Genomic DNA, 16,389 nt, shown 5'->3' on the forward strand with positions numbered 1-16,389 from the left:
GGCCAACCACGCAGAGCCACCCCCACACGCCCCGGGCCCGCGCGATCCTTACAGGGACATGACGGCGACAGGAAACTGTTTGCCGAACATGCGTAGGGTGCAGAGAACTCATCAGAAGGAGTGCGCCCGGAACCGGGCCCACGGGCAGCGGCCCCACGAGCAGCGGACCGACGAGCGAAGGAGGGAGCCGGAGCGATGGGCGACAACAAAGAGCGGCCCCTTCGAGTGGGCGCGGCCGTCCGGCGGCGCCGCCGCGCGCTGGGGCTCACCCTCGCCGTGGTGGCCGACCGCAGCGGCCTGTCGGTCCCCTTCCTGAGCCAGATCGAGAACGACCGGGCCCGGCCCAGCCAGACCTCCCTGGAGAAGGTCGCCGACGCCCTGCGCACCACCGCAGTGGAACTGCTGGCGGCGGCCGACCCGGCGTGCAGCGTCGACGTCGTGCGCGCCGAGGTCACCGAGCTGGAACCCGAACCCCGGGTGCGCTCCCTGGTGCGCGGCCACCACCAGCTGCACGCCTCGGAGTTCACCGGGGACCACGACGCCGGCCGTGAATTCCAGCACCGCAACGACGAGTTGATGTACGTCGCCGACGGAGCGGTGGAGATCGAGGCGGAGGGCCGTGCCTACCGGCTGGTGCGCGGCGACACGATGTACCTCACCGGCGGGGTGCGCCACCGCTGGCGGGCGACCGTGGCCGACACCCGGGTCGTCGTGGTCGCGGTCGCCGAGCACATCGAGGCGGTACAGGACCGGTCGCGCTGATGCGGGTCGTCTCGCTGGTCCCCTCGCTCACCGAGGCGGTGGCCGTCTCCCTGCCCGGCGTGCTCGTCGGCGCCACCGACTGGTGCACTCATCCGGCCGGCCTCGACGTCACCCGGGTCGGCGGCACCAAGAACCCCAAGGTGGACCGGATCGCCGCCCTCGCCCCCGACCTGGTGATCGCCAACGAGGAGGAGAACCGGGCGCCGGACCTCGACGCCCTGCGTGCGGCGGGCCTGGAGGTCCTGGTGACCGGGATCCGGGACCTGCCGCAGGCCTTCCGCGAGCTGGCGCGGGTGCTGAGCGCGTGCGGCGGGACCGGCCGGCCCCGGTGGCTGGACGAGGCCGAGGCGGCCTGGTCGTCACCGCCCGTGCCCCCGGGCCGTACGACGGCCGTCGTACCGATCTGGCGGCGGCCCTGGATGGTGCTGGGCCGGGACACCTTCGCGGGTGACGTCCTGGCCCGTCTGGGCGTCGACCACCTCTACACCCGGCACGCCGAGCGCTATCCGCGCGTCCCGCTGGAGGAACTGCGGGCCGCGGCGCCGGACGTCGTCGTACTGCCGGACGAGCCGTACCGCTTCACCGCCGACGACGGTCCCGAGGCCTTCCCCGGACTGCCCTGCGCGCTGGTCAGCGGGCGGCACCTGACGTGGTACGGGCCGTCACTGGCGCGGGCTCCACGGGTGCTGGGCGAGGCGCTGCGAGCAGCGCGCCGCTGATCAGCCCGCGGGCGGTGTGCACGCCCGCGGCGGCCCAGGCGGTCACGAGGACGGCGTACAGACCGACCGCGAGGACGCTGCAGGCGGCGAGGTGGGTGTGCCGGGCGAGGGCCGCGGCACCGGTGACGCAGGTGCCCACCGGGAACGTGAACGACCACCAGGTCATGGCGAAGCCCATGCCCTGGCGGGCGGCGCGCAGCACCTGGGCGGCGGCGAAGGCGAACCACATCAGCGCGAAGCCCATGACCGGGACGCCGTACAGCACGGCGAGCACGGCGAAACCGCCGGCGTACGGGGCCGGTACGACACCGGGTGCCGTGTCCGCGAAGGCGCCGACGGCGGTGGTGGACTGCCCGAGCGGGCCGAGGACCAGGAACAGCGTCGGGGTCAGCGCGAGCGGCAGCGGGCCCGCCGTGAGCAGCCGGCCGAAGATCACCGGCAGTACGACCAGGGTCGCGAGCAGGCTGAGCCCGAACATCGCCACACACGCGAGGAGCAGGGTCGACCGGGCCTGTCCGGCCGGCAGGTGCGGCACGAGGGCGGGTCCCACGGCGGCGGACACCATCGGCGCGACCAGCGGCAGCAGCCACACGGGCGTGGCCTGGTGCGGCTCGATCCGGTGGTGCACGACCATCAGGTACGGCACGGCCACGGCGGCCGTGAGCCCGACGGCCGTACCGGCGGTGTACAGCACGGCGTCCAGGGCGACCGCGGCCGGGGTGCCGATCCAGTCCCGCCCGACGGAGAGGGCGCCGCCGCCGACTGCCAGCAGGGCCATGGACAGACAGCCGTAGAAGGGCGCAGCCGTCGCGTCCAGGAGGTGTGCGCGGGCCTGGTCGCGGTGGTGGGTCCAGTGCAGGGTGCGGGCGGTGAGCAGTGCCACGAGCACGACGAGGGAGAGCGCCCACACGGCGGTGCACACGGTGCGCAGTCCCGGGATGTGCGGCGGCAGCGCGGCGCCCGCGGTGCCGACGGCGGCGGTGCCCATGACGGAGGCGTACCAGTTGGGGCCCAGATGGCGGACGGCGGGGACGCGGGGCCGGGGTGCGGCCTGCCGGGGCAGGGTGTGGGCTGCGATGACCATGACTCCAGCTTTTCCCGGTCCATACGCTCCCACCAGGGGGTTTGTGTCTATCACGACATAAGCTGGCCTTATGAGGAGTACCGAGAGGACTGAGGTGAACGGAGGAGACGGCGCGGGACGGCGGCCGAGGACCTCGCTGGGGCACCGGGTGCCCGACCTGGGCGCGCTGGAGCTGTTGCTGGCGGTGGCGCGGCTGGGGAGCCTGGGCGGGGCCGCGCGGGAGCTGGGCATCACCCAGCCGGCGGCGAGCAGCCGGATCCGTTCCATGGAGCGGCAGCTGGGTGTGGCGCTGGTGGACCGCTCGCCGCGCGGATCGCGGCTGACGGACGCCGGTGCGCTGGTCACCGACTGGGCGCGGCGGGTCGTCGAGGCGGCAGAGGCCTTCGACGCGGGCGCGCAGGCGCTGCGGGACCGGCGGGACTCGCGGCTGCGGGTGGCGGCCAGCATGACGATCGCGGAGTACCTGCTGCCGGGATGGCTGATCGCGCTGCGTACCCGGCGGCCGGACACGGCGGTGTCCCTGCTCGCCGGGAACTCGGCGGTGGTCGCGGAGCGGCTGCTCGCGGACGAGGCGGACCTGGGGTTCGTGGAGGGGGTGTCGGTGCCGTCCGGTCTCGACTCCGTCGTGATCGGCCACGACCGCCTGCTCGTGGTGACCGCGCCGGCCCACCCGTGGGCCCGCCGCCGGCGGCCGTTGTCCGCGGAGGAACTGGCCACCACGCCGCTGATCCTGCGGGAGAAGGGCTCCGGCACCCGGCAGGTGCTGGACGCGGCGCTCGGCGGCCTGGCGCGCCCGCTGATCGAGCTGTCCTCCACGACGGCGGTGAAGGCCTCCGCGGTGAGCGGAGCGGGACCGGCGGTGCTCAGCGAACTCGCGGTGGGCGAGGAGCTGTCCCTGCGCCGGCTCGTTCCCGTGCCCGTGGACGGCGTCACCCTCGAACGCGACCTGCGCGCGGTCTGGCCCACCGGTCACCGCCCGGTGGGCCCGGCCCGCGAACTGCTGTCCCTGACACGCTCGGAAACCGGAACCGGACAACGCACGAGGCCGGGGGCCGGCTGAGACGGGGGTCACGGACCGGGTTCGGGAAGCGCGCCGTGCCGGGCGGGGACGGTCGTCGCGGACCGGGTTCGGGAAGCGCGCCGTGCGGGGCTGGGGCGGGGGTCACGGTCCGGGTTCGGGAGGCCGAGCTGCCGCCGGTACGGCGGCTGAGCCGCCTGCTGCGCCGCCTCGGCGGCGAGGACTTCGTCGACCTCGGCCGGCTCTGGCTCAACGCCCGCCACCTCTCCCGCTACCGCCCGAACCTCCTGCGCGTCGTCGCCGAGCAGGAGGTGATCATGCGGGACGCACTGACCGCCGTGATCGAGGACGGTGTGCGCGCGGGAGACTTCACCACCGACGACGCCCTCGGGGCGTGCGTGGTCATCCTCGTGGCGATCGACGGACTCGGCTCCTACGCCAACGACGACACGCGCTTCACCCACCCCGCGCTCGACACCCTGCTGTTCACCACGGCCGAGCGTGAACTCGGGCTGGAACCGGGCCGGTTGGGTGACGGCGGCTGACGTGTGCGCGATCGCGGCGGATTCGGCGGATTCGGCGGACCGCGCATACGAGCACGGCCTCCCGGACCGCCGTCCGCGGGGCCGGCGGCCGATGAATCCGACGGACCGGGTGCATAGAGTGCCGGGGTGAGCATGACGCCCCCGCCCGGCTGGTACCGCGACCCCAACGCCCCCCACCTGGAACGCTGGTGGGACGGCACGGCCTGGACCGAGCACCGGCGCGCCCCCGGGCCGCCCGGGCAGCCGCCCCCGTCACCGCCCAGCGGCGCGGGGCCGTCCCGGGTCAAGGCCGTCGCCCTCGTCACCGCGGGTGCCGTCCTGGTCGCCGCGGTCGTCACGGGCGCGGTCCTGCTGGGCCGCGACGACAGGGGCGGCGGCACGGCGGACCCCGCCACCGGCACACGGTCCGCCACGCCCACGAGCGCCCCCACCGCCACCTCGTCGCCGTCCCCGGCAGCCTCCGCCGACGACGATCCCTCCGTCGCCGTCGACCAGCTCAACGGCATCACCCTGCCGCTGCCGGAGGGCTGGGAGAAACCGGAGAACATCGCCCAGCACGACGTCGTCATGACCACCCACGGTGTCTACGACTGCCCCGCCGGGGTGGGGCTGTGCCGGCACGGCCTGGTCATCACCCGCACGGCGACCGCGGCCGAGGGCACCACCCCCGAGACCCTGGCCAGGCGGGACATCCAGGACGCGGCCGAGGAGGCGTACGAGCGGAACGCGATCGGCCAGCGCCTCTACGGCGGGATCACCTCCCAGCGGACCGTCGCGTCCGGGCAGGTCGCGGTCGCGGGCCGGGCCGGCTACTTCGTGCGCCGGCTGGTCGCAACCGCCGAGGGGCCGGGCGGTTACGTCGAGTCGCTCGTCTTCCCGTCCAGCACCGGCACCCAGGCGCCGGTCCTCGTCCGCTTCGTCTTCGACGCCGGTCCGGACGGCCCGCCGCCGGCCGACATGGACAGGATCACCAAGGGCATCCGGCCCATCGGCGACGCCACGACCGGCGGCGGCGTGGGCAGCAGCATCGGCCCGTCGAGCTGAGCCGGAATCGGCGGATGCCGGGGGTACGGGCTCCCGGGGCCCGGGCTACGGGATGGAGCCCGTGGCCACAGGAAGGAGCCCGTGGCTACAGGAAAGTGTGCCCCTCGCCCCGGTACGTCGGTACCGCCGCCGTCACACGATCGCCCTCGACGAGGTGCAGCGTGTCGAACCGTTCGCACAACTCGCCCGCCTTGGCGTGCCGGAACCACACCTTGTCGCCGATCAGCAGGTCGTCGGCGGGGGAGCCGAGCAGCGGGGTCTGCACTTCGCCCGCACCCTCCTGGGGGTCGTAGCGCAGCCCCTCGGGCAGGTACGGCACCGGGAGCCGGTCCGCGCCGGCCGCGCCGGAGGCCGGGTAGCCGCCGCCCAGGACCGTGACGACCCCCACCCCCGGGCGCCGTACGACGGGCTGGGCGAACAGCGCCGCCGGACGGCCCCGGAACGACGTGTAGTTGTCGAAGAGCCGCGGGACGTACAGCCCGGAGCCCGCGGCGACCTCGGTGACCGCGTCCTCCGCCGCCGTGTGCTGCACACTGCCGGTGCCACCGCCGTTGACGAACTCCAGGTCCGGCGCCACGGCCCGGACCGCCCGCACCACGGCGGCGCGCCGCTCGGCGAGTTCCCTGCGCGCCGCCGCCTGCATCAGCCGGATCGCGCGCGAACGCAGCGGCCGCCCCGCGACCGCGTCGCCCACACCCGCCACATGGCCCTCGTACGCCATGATCCCCACGAGCGCGAACCCCGGCCGCCGGGCCACCGTACGGGCCATGTCGGCGATCTGGGCGGGGGAGTGCAGCGGGGAGCGGCGCGCGCCGACCCGCACGCGCCCGCCGAGCAGCCTCAGCGAGGTGTCCAACTCCAGGCAGACCCGGACGACTTCACGTCCGCCCTCGCGTGCGGCGTCGATCAGGTCCAGTTGCGCCGGGTCGTCGGCCATCACCGTGACGGCACGGGCGAGTTTGGGGTCGGCGGCGAGTTCGGCGTAGGCGGCGCGGTCGGCGGAGGGGTAGGCGAGCAGCACGTCGTCGAAGCCCGAACGGGCCAGCCACAGGGACTCGGCGAGGGTGAACGACATGACGCCCGCGAAGCCGTCCTTCGCCAGGGTGCGTTCGAGCAGGGCCCGGCAGCGTACGGACTTGCTGGCGACCCGGATCGGCTTGCCGCCGGCCCGGCGGACGAGGTCGTCCGCGTTGGCGTCGAAGGCGTCCAGGTCCACGATGGCCACAGGGGCGTCGAGTTGGGCGGTGGCCCGGTCGTAACGGGCCCGGTCGGCGGCGCGCGCAGTCATGGGCGCAGCCTGCCAGACCTGATTACCGCAGGGTAGGGGGATGTTCCGGGCAGATCCCCCTGGGCTCCTGGACTGGTTCCCGCCGGGACCGGGGCAGCCCGTAGAGTGACGCGCACGATCGGCGGAACCGCGAGGTGATTCCGGCCGCGGCGTTGAGTCGGGATGGCGGATCGCTCGTACGGGTATGCGTGTCCGGTGGCGACGAGTCCGCGCCGGGCGGGGCGACGAGGACGGCCGTGCCCGGTGAAACGGCACGGGCACGAGGAAACGGGGGGTGCATGAGCACGGAAGCGCGCCACGCCCCCGTCCCCCCGCGGCCCGTCGGGCCCTCGGGCGGCGACGGCGACTCGGACACGACGGCACGCCCCACCGACGACCGGCCCACCCAGGCCGCGCCCGGCGCGGGCGAGGGCCTGGCACGGGCGGCGCCCGGCGGCGGTACGACGACGGAAGCGCGCGGCACTGCGGCGGGTTCGGCCGTTCCGGGCCGGGGTGGCTCCCCGCGCGGCGCTGCGGAGGGTTCCGCCGCTCCGGTTCCGGACGGCTCCCCGGGTGCCGTGACAGGTGGAGGACCGAGGGGGTCGGACACGGACATCCGCGCGGGCCACGGCACCGGCTTCCCGCCGCCTCGCACCGGCTCCGCCACCGACGACGCCCGGACCACCACCGCTTCCCGCCCCCGCTTCCCGGACTTCCGACCCCCTTCCCAGCGCACCACACCCCCCACGACGCCGCCCCCGCCCCCGGCAACGGCCCGTTTCCCGGACGCACCCCCGACGGCCGGCCGCGAGGCACCTGCCCGGCCGGGCCCCGGTCGGGCAGGGGACCTTCCACTCGGCACGCCATCGGCCGAGAGACGCGCGACGTCCGGAACCCCTGCCGGGCCTGGGGCGTCCGCAGACACCCACGCCGGGACTGCGGGCCGTGCAGCGGGCGCGTCGCAGGCGCCCGGGCGCGGGGCTGCGCGTGGTCGCGGCTCCGCTGACGCCCCGTCAGGACGTGCGGCCTCCGGGGACGGGAGGGCCGCCGACCGCTTCCCCGGTGACCCGGCGCAGCCCGGCCGGCGCGAGCGCGGGGACATACCCCCGCCACCGGGGCACCCGCCCTCAACGGTGGCACGCGGTGGCGGCGCGCCCGCCGAAACCCCGTCGGAGACGACCGCGCGCCTGCGCCCCCTCTCCGTCCACAACCCCCCGGTGCCGAGCGCACCGCACCACCCGACGGCCCCGTCCTCCGCACGCGACCTCCGGTCGGACACCGCGAGGGGCCCCGCCACCGCCCTGGAATCCCAGACCGGGCCCGTCATCGGCGCCGACGCCGCGACCGGCCCCCTCGGCACGGCACGCCACCCGGGCGCGCCCGGCCGGACCGCGGGACCCGGCAGCCTCGTCGGCCCAGGCGACGCCGGCAACCGTCCCCGCCCCACCGGCACGCCCCAGCGGCCGACCGGGTCGGAGTGGACTCCGGTTCCGCCGCATCCGTCCTTCGACGCCTCCCCGGGTGCTCCCGCGGCCCCCGCCGGTGCACCGCCGCGAGCCACGGGTGCCGCCACGGCGCCTGATCCGGCGCTGTCCTGGAGCGCGGCCATGGCGCCGGGGACGGGGCTCGGCATGGGGTTCGGGGAGCCGGAGGGCTACGACCGGCGGGCACGGCCGACCGGTGCGCTGGTACGGCCGCGGGTCGCCGTGGCGGCCGCCTGCGTGGTGCTCGGGATCGGGCTCATAGGCGGCGCCGTGACCGGCAGCTGGCTCACCGGGGAGCCGGGGAAGCCCGGCGCGGAGGGCGGCTTCGCCACGGCCGGCGCCATGTGGCACAGCGTCCCCGTCGACCAGCTCTTCCCGCCCACCGTGGACGGCCGCGGCGCCGGACCGGGCGGAGCCGACCGCACCTGGACCCGGGTCGCCGTCGCGCCGGACAGCGGCTGCGAGGGCGCCTTCGACCCGTTGCTGCGCAAGGCCCTGACCCCCGTCGGCTGCGCCCGTCTGCTGCGCGCCACCTACACGGACGCCACCCAGAGCTACGTCACCACCGTCGGTCTGCTCTTCACCAAGGCCGACGCCCCCACCATGACGTCCCTCGCCGCCCGCTTCGAGAACGAGGGGCTCGCCCGGCGCACCGACCTCGTGCCGCGCCCGTACGCCGCCAAGGGCACCGTCGCCGCGGCCTTCGGCGACGAGCAGCGCGCGTCGTGGACCGTCTCCGTGCTGACCGAGGCCCCGGTGGTCGTCTACGCCGTGTCCGGCTGGGCCGACGGCCGCGCCGCCGGCACCCCGCAGGCCGCCGCCGACGCGACGAAGTCGGGAGCCACCACCCCCGCAGCCCAGGCCGGCCTCGGAAACGAGGCCCAGGGCCTCGCCGACCGCATCGAGCGGGGCCTGCGCCAGACCGTCAAGTCAGCCACGGAGGAGCCGTCGTGACAGCCGCCGTGACACCCGGGAACCGTAAGCCGCGCAGGGCTCTCGCGGTCGGCGTCCCGAGCCTGTTCCTCGCCGCCTGTCTCGCCCTCGTGCCGTCGGCCCCCGCGCACGCCGACGGCATCCGCGCCCAGCAGTGGGGCCTCGACGCCGTGCACACCCAGGAGGCCTGGCACACCACCCGGGGCAAGGGCATCACCGTCGCCGTCCTGGACACCGGCGTCGACGACGACCACCCCGATCTGCGCGGCAACGTCCTGACCGGCAGGGACATGATCGGCTTCGGCGCGCGGCGCGGGGACCGCCCCTGGGCCCGGCACGGCACCGCCATGGCCGGCATCATCGCCGGTCACGGGCACGGCCCCGGCAACGCGGACGGAGTCATGGGCATCGCGCCCGAGGCCCGGATCCTGCCCGTGCGGGTGATCCTGGAGGAGGACGACTCCGCCCGGAGCAAGGCCCGCAGCACCCGCGGCAACGCCCTCGCCGACGGCATCCGCTGGGCCGCCGACCAGGGCGCCGACGTCATCAACCTCTCCCTCGGCGACGACTCGGACTCCGCGCACCCCGAGCCCGCCGAGGACGAGGCCGTCCAGTACGCGCTGAGCAAGGGCGCCGTCGTCGTCGCCTCGGCCGGCAACGGCGGCGAGAAGGGCGACCACATCTCCTACCCGGCGGCCTACCCGGGCGTGATCGCCGCGACCGCCGTGGACCGCTACGGCACCCGCGCCTCCTTCTCCACCCGCCGCTGGTACGCGACGGTCAGCGCGCCCGGCGTCGACGTCGTCATCGCCGACCCCGACCAGCGGTACTACGAGGGCTGGGGCACGAGCGCGGCCTCGGCCTTCGTCTCCGGCGCGGTCGCCCTCGTCAAGGCCGCCCACCCGGGTCTGACCCCCGCCCAGATCAAGAAGCTCCTGGAGGACACGGCCCGCAACGCCCCCGTCGGCGGCCGCGACGACTCCCGCGGCTTCGGCCTGGTCGATCCCGCCGCCGCCATCAAGGCCGCGGACCGCCTCCGGCCCGAGGGCCTGACCGCGGCGTCCTACGGCGAGCGGTACTTCGGCCCCGGCCCCGACTCCGCCGAGGGGGCCGACAGCGCCTCCGGCTGGGCGGGACCCCTCGCGGGCAGTGCCGGGGGAGTGATGCTGGTCGTGGCGGTCGTCCTGTGGCGCGGCCGCCGCGAGGGCGGGGCCGACTTCCGGCTGTAGACCGGGGCCTTCCGGTCGTGGCCCCGATCTTCCGCCGCAGCCCCGGACCGTCCGGCCGAGGAGGCCCGGATCACGCCCTCCGGCCGCACGCCGACACCGCCGCCCGGGCGGCCGCCTCCACCAGCGCGATGCCCTGTTCCTTCGTCCGGTTGCCGCTGGACAGGGCGGCCACCAGGTAGTCGTCGCCGCCGGCCGTCACCCGCCCGATGCTGTTGACGACCCACAGACCGGTCGTACCGCGCGGCAGCCAGCCGTTCTTCAAGGCCCACCCGGAGCCGTCGGCGGCGGCCGACACCCCCCAGTCCTGGCCCGGGGCGATCCGTCCCATCAGCCCCTGAAGGTACGTCCGCGAGGCCTCGCCCAGCTCCGAGCGTTCCGCGCCGGCGCCGCCGAACACCTGCCGGAGCAGGACGAGTTGATCGGCGGCCGTGGTCCGGGTCAGACCCCACAGCGGACCGTCGCCGCCGGTGGTCCCCGTGAGTCCGAAGCGCTCGTTCGCCGCGTCCAGGCCGTCCGCGCCGCCGATGACCCGCCACAGTGCCGACGCCGCGTCGTTGTCGCTGTGCTCGATCATCGCGGCGGCGTACGTCCTCTCCCGCCCGGTCAGCCGCCGCCCCGCGTCCTGCGCCCGCAGCAGCAGGGCCGCCAGGATGCCGACCTTGACGATGCTCGCCGTGTCGAACACGGCGTCGCCGTATCCGGCGCTCGCCCCGGAACCGAGACGGCGGGCCGCCACCGCCACGGTCGCGCCCCCGGTCGCCGCCACCGGCACGGGCACCGGTCCATCGCTCGCCGTCCCCACCGCCACCTCCCCACTCGCGGCCCCCGTCCTTTGCCGCCGTCCCCGCGCGCGTCCCCGTCCTCCCCCACCGTTTCCCCGCGCGCGGCCCGTCCGCCGCCGACGATACGGGGCCCGAACGTCCCGCGGGAGCCGCGGCGGACGTGGGCCAGGGGACCCTGAGGGAGCGGGCACGGCCCCGGATAGGGTCGGCACCGTGGCGAAGAAGAACATTCCCGACTCCGGCTTCTCCGACGACGACGGCTCCGTCGACCCCGGGCTGAGCGCGGCGCTCGCCGCCTGGGCCGAGGACCGCACCGCCGTGGGACCCGTCCTGGAGGCGCTCAGGAGCGCACGGCTGCTCGTGCCCGTGGTGGCCGTCCTCGGCGAGGTCGAGGAGGACGAGAACGGGCTGCGCCGGGAGAAGACCAGCGAGATGGCCGTACCCACCCTGAAGGCCGGTCACCGCACCGCGCTGCCCGCCTTCACCTCCACCGACTCCCTGGCCCGCTGGGACCCGGACGCCCGGCCCGTGGCCGTGCGGCTGCACCAGGTCCTGGAGGCCACCGCGCACGAGAAGGCGGACACGGTGGTACTGGACATGGCCGGACCGGTGCCGTTCGAGCTGACCGGCCCCGCCCTGCTCGCCCTCGCCGAGGGCCGTACGACGACCGACCCGCTGGCCGACCCGGCCGTCGTCACCGCCGTGCGGGAGGCCGTCGCCGCGGAGCCCGCCGTGCTGCGCGCCCACCTCGGGCGGGGGCAGGCCGACGGGACCCTGGCACTGGTGCTCGACCCGTCCGTCCCCACCGCCCCGGCCGAGACCGCCCGCGCCGTGGCCGCGCGGCTCGCCGCCAGCGAGACACTGAGGGCCCGCCTGGTGCGCGGCCTCGACCTGGCACTGCTGCCAGCCGGGGCGACGCCGCCTGGCGAGCCCTTGTACGTGAAGGAGAGGGGTTCGGCTGCGTGACGCAGCGGTGATCGGCCGGGTGGGGAACGGGGATCCGCGGGAGCGGCTCAGCCGTAGATCGGCCCGGTGTACTTCTCGCCCGGGCCCTGGCCCGGCTCGTCCGGGACGAGCGAGGCCTCGCGGAAGGCCAGCTGCAGCGACTTCAGGCCGTCGCGCAGCGGCGCCGCGTGGAAGGAGCTGATCTCGGTGGCGCTCGCGTCCAGCAGTCCGGCGAGCGCCGACACCAGCTTGCGGGCCTCGTCCAGGTCCTTGTGCTCGTCGCCCTCCTCGGTCAGACCGAGCTTCACGGCGGCGGCGCTCATCAGGTTGACGGCGACCGTCACGATCACCTCGACCGCCGGGACCTCCGCGATGTCGCGGGTCATGGCGTCGAAGTCGGGCTGCTCGGCGGGGCCGGAGGGGGAGGTCTCACTCATGCCCCACACGATAGGTGCAGGACGAGGGGGCTCCCGCAGGGAGCCCTGGACATCCTGCATTAGCCCTTCCCCATGGATCCTGCTAACCTTGAGTGACGACCGGCTGGACGTGTATGCCCAGGCATACGGGCCCGGCCCACAAGTGGAGGCTTCGAACTCCCACCTGACCGCCCTCCGGGGCGGCGGGTCACCGGTCAGACGGGTCCGCCCCAGCGGTGGCGATCCGTCCGAAAGTGCGCCCCGCGTCCATCGCGGCGGTTGCTCCGGTAGTTCGAGGAGCCCCGCCTGTGATCGTCCGGGGCATTTTTCGTGCTTCGGCGCGGTTAGGTCTGTCGAACACAGAGTACGCGGCTGTCCGCCAGACCGTCGCGTGGTGCTAACCGAGGAGGATCCATCAGCGCCGAGCCCCGCATCAACGACCGGATTCGCGTTCCCGAGGTGCGACTTGTCGGTCCCAGTGGCGAGCAGGTCGGCATCGTGCCGCTTGCGAAGGCACTGGAGCTTGCGCAGGAGTACGACCTGGACCTGGTCGAGGTCGCGGCGAACGCCCGTCCGCCCGTGTGCAAGCTCATGGACTACGGGAAGTTCAAGTACGAGTCGGCCATGAAGGCCCGTGAGGCGCGCAAGAACCAGGCGCACACGGTCATCAAGGAGATGAAGCTCCGGCCGAAGATCGACCCGCACGACTACGACACCAAGAAGGGTCACGTCGTCCGGTTCCTCAAGCAGGGCGACAAGGTCAAGATCACGATCATGTTCCGTGGTCGCGAGCAGTCCCGGCCCGAGCTGGGCTACCGGCTGCTGCAGCGGCTCGCGGAGGACGTCCAGGACCTCGGCTTCGTGGAGTCGAACCCGAAGCAGGACGGCCGCAACATGATCATGGTTCTCGGTCCGCACAAGAAGAAGACCGAGGCGATGGCCGAGGCCCGCCAGGCGCAGGAGGCCCGCAAGGCCGAAGCGAAGGCCAACCCGGGCCGCTCGCAGAACGCCGCGGACGCCGAGGCGCCGGCCGAGGAGTCGGCCGAGGAGCACGTCGAAGCGTGACCCCCGGGACCCCACGTCCCAGGATGTAACCGATACAAGAGCGACGCTCCTACCGTGCCCGGTTCTCGCGACCGGGCACCGGAGCGCCACCTACGAGGAGAGAACGGCGCTATGCCGAAGAACAAGTCGCACAGCGGTGCCAGCAAGCGCTTCAAGGTCACCGGCTCCGGCAAGGTGCTCCGTGAGCGCGCCGGCAAGCGCCACCTGCTCGAGCACAAGTCGTCCCGTCTGACGCGTCGCCTCACCGGCAACGCCGAGATGGCCCCGGGCGACGCCAAGAAGATCAAGAAGCTTCTCGGCAAGTGACGCGGCGGCGCGTGATCGTCCGATCTCCGCGCGCCGTACGTCAGGACCGGGACCCAATCGTTTCCGGGCCGTGTGAGGACAACCACGGCCCCGCTACAAGGAGTTAATCAAGTGGCACGCGTCAAGCGGGCAGTCAACGCCCACAAGAAGCGCCGGGCGATCCTCGAGCAGGCCTCCGGCTACCGCGGTCAGCGCTCGCGCCTGTACCGCAAGGCCAAGGAGCAGGTCACCCACTCGCTGGTCTACAACTACAACGACCGCAAGAAGCGCAAGGGTGACTTCCGCCAGCTGTGGATCCAGCGCATCAACGCCGCTGCCCGCGCCAACGGCATCACGTACAACCGCTTCATCCAGGGTCTGAAGGCCGCGAACGTCGAGGTCGACCGCAAGATCCTGGCCGAGCTGGCCGTCAACGACGCCAGCGCGTTCGCCGCGCTCGTCGAGGTCGCGCAGAAGGCCCTGCCGAGCGACGTCAACGCGCCCAAGGCTGCGTGACGCAGCGCCGGCCCGGCCGGCGCGATCCTACGGACCCGTGGGCTCTGCCTGCGGGTCCGTCGTATGTGCGCCGTGCGGTGCCCGAGGCACGTCCGGCGCCGCCCGGGGCCGCCGGCTGACCGCCGTCGCGGCGGAACGTTCCTACCGAAGGTGAAGCTCTCCATGGCCCCCGCCACCCCTGACCTGATCTCCCCCCGCTCGCCCCGCGTCTCGGCAGCGCGGCGGCTGGCCAAGCGGAACTTCCGGGGCAAGGAGCGGCTGTTCCTCGCGGAGGGGCCGCAGGCCGTGCGGGAGGCGGCGGCGCACCGGGCCGGCGACACGCCCACCCTCGTCGAACTGTTCGCCACGGTCGAGGCCGCCGAGCGGTACGCCGACATCGTGGGGTCGGCCCGCGCCGCGGGAGCCCGGATCCACCTCGCCGCCGACGACGTCATCGCCGACATCTCCACCACCGTCACCCCGCAGGGGCTCGTCGGCGTGTGCCGGTTCCTCGACACCCCCTTCGAGGACATCGTCGCGGCCCGCCCGAAGCTCGTCGCCGTCCTCGCCCATGTGCGCGACCCCGGCAACGCCGGCACCGTCCTGCGCTGCGCCGACGCCGCCGGAGCCGAAGCGGTCGTCCTCACGGACGCCTCCGTCGACCTCTACAACCCCAAGGCCGTCCGGGCCTCCGTCGGCTCCCTGTTCCACCTGCCCGTGGCCGTCGGCGTCCCCGTCGAGCGGGCGGTCGCCGCGCTCAGGGACGCCGGGGTGCGCATCCTCGCCGCCGACGGCGCGGGCGAGCACGATCTGGACGACGAGCTCGACCACGGCACCATGGGCGGCCCCACCGCGTGGGTGTTCGGCAACGAGGCCTGGGGCCTGCCGGAGGAGACCCGCACCCTCGCCGACGCCGTCGTACGCGTCCCCATCCACGGAAAGGCCGAGAGCCTGAACCTCGCGACCGCCGCCGCCGTATGTCTGTACGCGTCGGCCCGTGCGCAGCGAGGCTCCGGAGGATGCCGCTCCGCCACCCGCAACCAGTAGGGTGACCAGCCCGGGGGCCTGCTGCACCGGCTGAGAGGTGGGGTGAGGGGATGAGTGTCGGCACCGGTCGCGCGCCCGGAGCGCGGGACGCGCGACGACCACCCGCGCCCCGGCAGGACGATCCCGTCGGCCTCGGCATCGACCCCGACGACCTGCCCGACGGCCTGGTGATCGCCGACGAGCACGGGCGGATCATCTGCTTCAACGCCGCCGCCGCCCGGATCAGCGCCGTACCCGCCGACCAGGCCCTGGGACAGCCCCTGGAGAAGGCCCTGCCGCTGGAGGACCTGGAGGGGCGCCGCTGGTGGCAGCTGACCGACCCCTACGGCGGCCTGGCCATCCGGGTGGGCCAGCCCGAACGCAACCTTCTGCTGCACGGGGGCCGGGAGGTTCTCGTCTGCGCGAAGTACGTCCGCACCCACCCCACCGGCCCGGTCCGCCGTGTCGTCGTCTCCCTCCGCGACACCGAGGCCCGCCGCCGCACCGAGCGCAGCCACGCCGAGCTGATCGCCACCGTCGCCCACGAGCTGCGCTCGCCGCTGACCTCCGTCAAGGGCTTCACGGCGACCCTGCTCGCCAAGTGGGAGAGGTTCACCGACGACCAGAAACGGCTGATGCTGGAGACCGTCGACGCCGACGCCGACCGCGTCACCCGGCTCATCGCCGAACTGCTCGACATATCCCGCATCGACTCCGGCCGCCTGGAGGTGCGCCGCCAGCCCGTCGACATGGGCGCCGCGGTCGGGCGGCACGTCCAGGCGTACGTCGCCGCCGGCCAGCCCGCCGACCGGTTCCTGGTGCGCGTCGAGAAGCCGCTGCCCGAGCTGTGGGCCGACCCCGACAAGATCGACCAGGTGCTGAGCAACCTCGTGGAAAATGCCGTGCGGCACGGCGAGGGATCCGTCACCATCGATGTCACGCCGGCGCCGTCCCCACGGGAAGGGGACGACGCGGGGAACACCGCCACGTCGGTCACGGTGAGCGACGAGGGACCCGGCATTCCGGAGGAGTCCATGAACCGTGTCTTCACCCGCTTCTGGCGGGGCAGCAAGCGCGGCGGGACCGGACTCGGGCTCTACATCGTCAAGGGCATCGTCGAGGCCCACGGCGGCACCATCACGGTCGGCCGCGCCCGCGGCGGCGGCGCGGAGATCCGATTTACCCTGCCCGTGGGCACCCCGGCACACCTGCTCTGAGCACCCGCCGAGGACCCACGGGCGCATTCGCTTTCCCCGGCCCCGTTAGACTCGGCCTTTGGCACCTTTGTGT

17 protein-coding genes are annotated in these 16,389 nt (G+C 74.4%); 13 read left to right on the forward strand and 4 right to left on the reverse strand.

The window, feature by feature from the left end; genetic code table 11:
- Nucleotides 1–195: 195 nt before the first annotated feature.
- A complete protein-coding gene (locus TNCT6_RS25645; RefSeq protein WP_141362579.1) occupies nucleotides 196–762 on the forward strand; it encodes a helix-turn-helix domain-containing protein in 567 nt (188 codons plus the stop codon).
- The gene (locus TNCT6_RS25650; RefSeq protein ID WP_141362581.1) at nucleotides 762–1,481 is read left to right on the forward strand and encodes a helical backbone metal receptor; all 720 of its coding nucleotides are present in this window, start codon (nucleotides 762–764) and stop codon (nucleotides 1,479–1,481) included. Before TNCT6_RS25645 ends, TNCT6_RS25650 begins: the two co-directional genes overlap by 1 nt.
- Here TNCT6_RS25650 and TNCT6_RS25655 read toward each other — a convergent pair.
- A complete protein-coding gene (locus TNCT6_RS25655; RefSeq protein WP_141362582.1) occupies nucleotides 1,393–2,565 on the reverse strand; it encodes a TDT family transporter in 1,173 nt (390 codons plus the stop codon). The two genes, TNCT6_RS25650 and TNCT6_RS25655, sit on opposite strands and share 89 nt — an antisense overlap.
- A 70-nt stretch (nucleotides 2,566–2,635) precedes the next feature.
- Between TNCT6_RS25655 and TNCT6_RS25660 the strand changes: the two genes are divergently transcribed.
- The 3 genes from TNCT6_RS25660 (at nucleotide 2,636) to TNCT6_RS25670 (ending at nucleotide 5,172) form a co-directional block, all read left to right on the forward strand.
- Complete coding sequence (locus TNCT6_RS25660) at nucleotides 2,636–3,625, forward strand: LysR family transcriptional regulator (protein WP_253266217.1); 990 nt, start codon at nucleotides 2,636–2,638, stop codon at nucleotides 3,623–3,625.
- Between the two features lie 35 nt (nucleotides 3,626–3,660).
- On the forward strand, nucleotides 3,661–4,128 hold the full coding sequence (locus tag TNCT6_RS25665; protein ID WP_141362586.1) for a hypothetical protein: 468 nt from the start codon (nucleotides 3,661–3,663) through the stop codon (nucleotides 4,126–4,128).
- A 132-nt stretch (nucleotides 4,129–4,260) separates the two neighbouring features.
- Nucleotides 4,261–5,172 carry a DUF2510 domain-containing protein gene (locus tag TNCT6_RS25670; protein WP_141366800.1) on the forward strand — a complete coding sequence of 304 codons (912 nt, stop codon included), beginning with the start codon at nucleotides 4,261–4,263 and terminating at the stop codon, nucleotides 5,170–5,172.
- Between the two features lie 85 nt (nucleotides 5,173–5,257).
- On the opposite strand, the gene TNCT6_RS25675 is transcribed toward TNCT6_RS25670, so the two are convergent.
- On the reverse strand, nucleotides 5,258–6,460 hold the full coding sequence (locus TNCT6_RS25675; RefSeq protein ID WP_141362588.1) for an amino acid deaminase/aldolase: 1,203 nt from the start codon (nucleotides 6,458–6,460) through the stop codon (nucleotides 5,258–5,260).
- A gap of 1,196 nt (nucleotides 6,461–7,656) precedes the next feature.
- Between TNCT6_RS25675 and TNCT6_RS25680 the strand changes: the two genes are divergently transcribed.
- Entirely contained in the window at nucleotides 7,657–8,877 is a 1,221-nt protein-coding gene (locus TNCT6_RS25680) for a hypothetical protein (RefSeq protein WP_253266218.1), read from the forward strand.
- Nucleotides 8,874–10,085, forward strand: coding sequence for a type VII secretion-associated serine protease mycosin (mycP, locus tag TNCT6_RS25685; RefSeq protein ID WP_141362590.1), 1,212 nt, complete (start codon nucleotides 8,874–8,876; stop codon nucleotides 10,083–10,085). The genes TNCT6_RS25680 and mycP overlap by 4 nt, the downstream gene beginning before the upstream one ends.
- A 70-nt stretch (nucleotides 10,086–10,155) precedes the next feature.
- Here the strand turns inward: mycP and TNCT6_RS25690 are convergent, their stop codons facing one another.
- The gene (locus TNCT6_RS25690) at nucleotides 10,156–10,893 is read right to left on the reverse strand and encodes a serine hydrolase (protein ID WP_373996205.1); all 738 of its coding nucleotides are present in this window, start codon (nucleotides 10,891–10,893) and stop codon (nucleotides 10,156–10,158) included.
- A 187-nt stretch (nucleotides 10,894–11,080) separates the two neighbouring features.
- On the opposite strand from TNCT6_RS25690, the gene TNCT6_RS25695 reads away from it, so the two are divergent.
- Nucleotides 11,081–11,833: an SseB family protein gene (locus tag TNCT6_RS25695; RefSeq protein WP_141362594.1), complete on the forward strand. Its 753-nt coding sequence runs from the start codon at nucleotides 11,081–11,083 to the stop codon at nucleotides 11,831–11,833.
- A 47-nt stretch (nucleotides 11,834–11,880) separates the two neighbouring features.
- Here TNCT6_RS25695 and TNCT6_RS25700 read toward each other — a convergent pair whose 3' ends face one another.
- On the reverse strand, nucleotides 11,881–12,249 hold the full coding sequence (locus TNCT6_RS25700) for a DUF1844 domain-containing protein (protein ID WP_141362596.1): 369 nt from the start codon (nucleotides 12,247–12,249) through the stop codon (nucleotides 11,881–11,883).
- 393 nt (nucleotides 12,250–12,642) lie between these two features.
- Here TNCT6_RS25700 and infC point away from each other — a divergent pair, with 393 nt between their 5' ends.
- The 5 genes from infC (at nucleotide 12,643) to TNCT6_RS25730 (ending at nucleotide 16,316) form a co-directional block, all read left to right on the forward strand.
- On the forward strand, nucleotides 12,643–13,293 hold the full coding sequence (gene infC / locus TNCT6_RS25710; protein ID WP_141362598.1) for a translation initiation factor IF-3: 651 nt from the start codon (nucleotides 12,643–12,645) through the stop codon (nucleotides 13,291–13,293).
- A gap of 111 nt (nucleotides 13,294–13,404) precedes the next feature.
- Nucleotides 13,405–13,599 (forward strand): 50S ribosomal protein L35, encoded by a 195-nt coding sequence (gene rpmI / locus TNCT6_RS25715; RefSeq protein WP_007829094.1) that lies wholly within the window; start codon nucleotides 13,405–13,407, stop codon nucleotides 13,597–13,599.
- A 111-nt stretch (nucleotides 13,600–13,710) separates the two neighbouring features.
- Nucleotides 13,711–14,094 carry a 50S ribosomal protein L20 gene (rplT, locus tag TNCT6_RS25720; protein ID WP_014671645.1) on the forward strand — a complete coding sequence of 128 codons (384 nt, stop codon included), beginning with the start codon at nucleotides 13,711–13,713 and terminating at the stop codon, nucleotides 14,092–14,094.
- A gap of 162 nt (nucleotides 14,095–14,256) precedes the next feature.
- Nucleotides 14,257–15,120: an RNA methyltransferase gene (locus TNCT6_RS25725; protein WP_141362600.1), complete on the forward strand. Its 864-nt coding sequence runs from the start codon at nucleotides 14,257–14,259 to the stop codon at nucleotides 15,118–15,120.
- 50 nt (nucleotides 15,121–15,170) lie between these two features.
- Complete coding sequence (locus TNCT6_RS25730; protein WP_141362602.1) at nucleotides 15,171–16,316, forward strand: ATP-binding protein; 1,146 nt, start codon at nucleotides 15,171–15,173, stop codon at nucleotides 16,314–16,316.
- Nucleotides 16,317–16,389 lie beyond the last annotated feature (73 nt).

It is taken from the genome of Streptomyces sp. 6-11-2 (assembly GCF_006540305.1).
Taxonomy (GTDB): domain Bacteria; phylum Actinomycetota; class Actinomycetes; order Streptomycetales; family Streptomycetaceae; genus Streptomyces.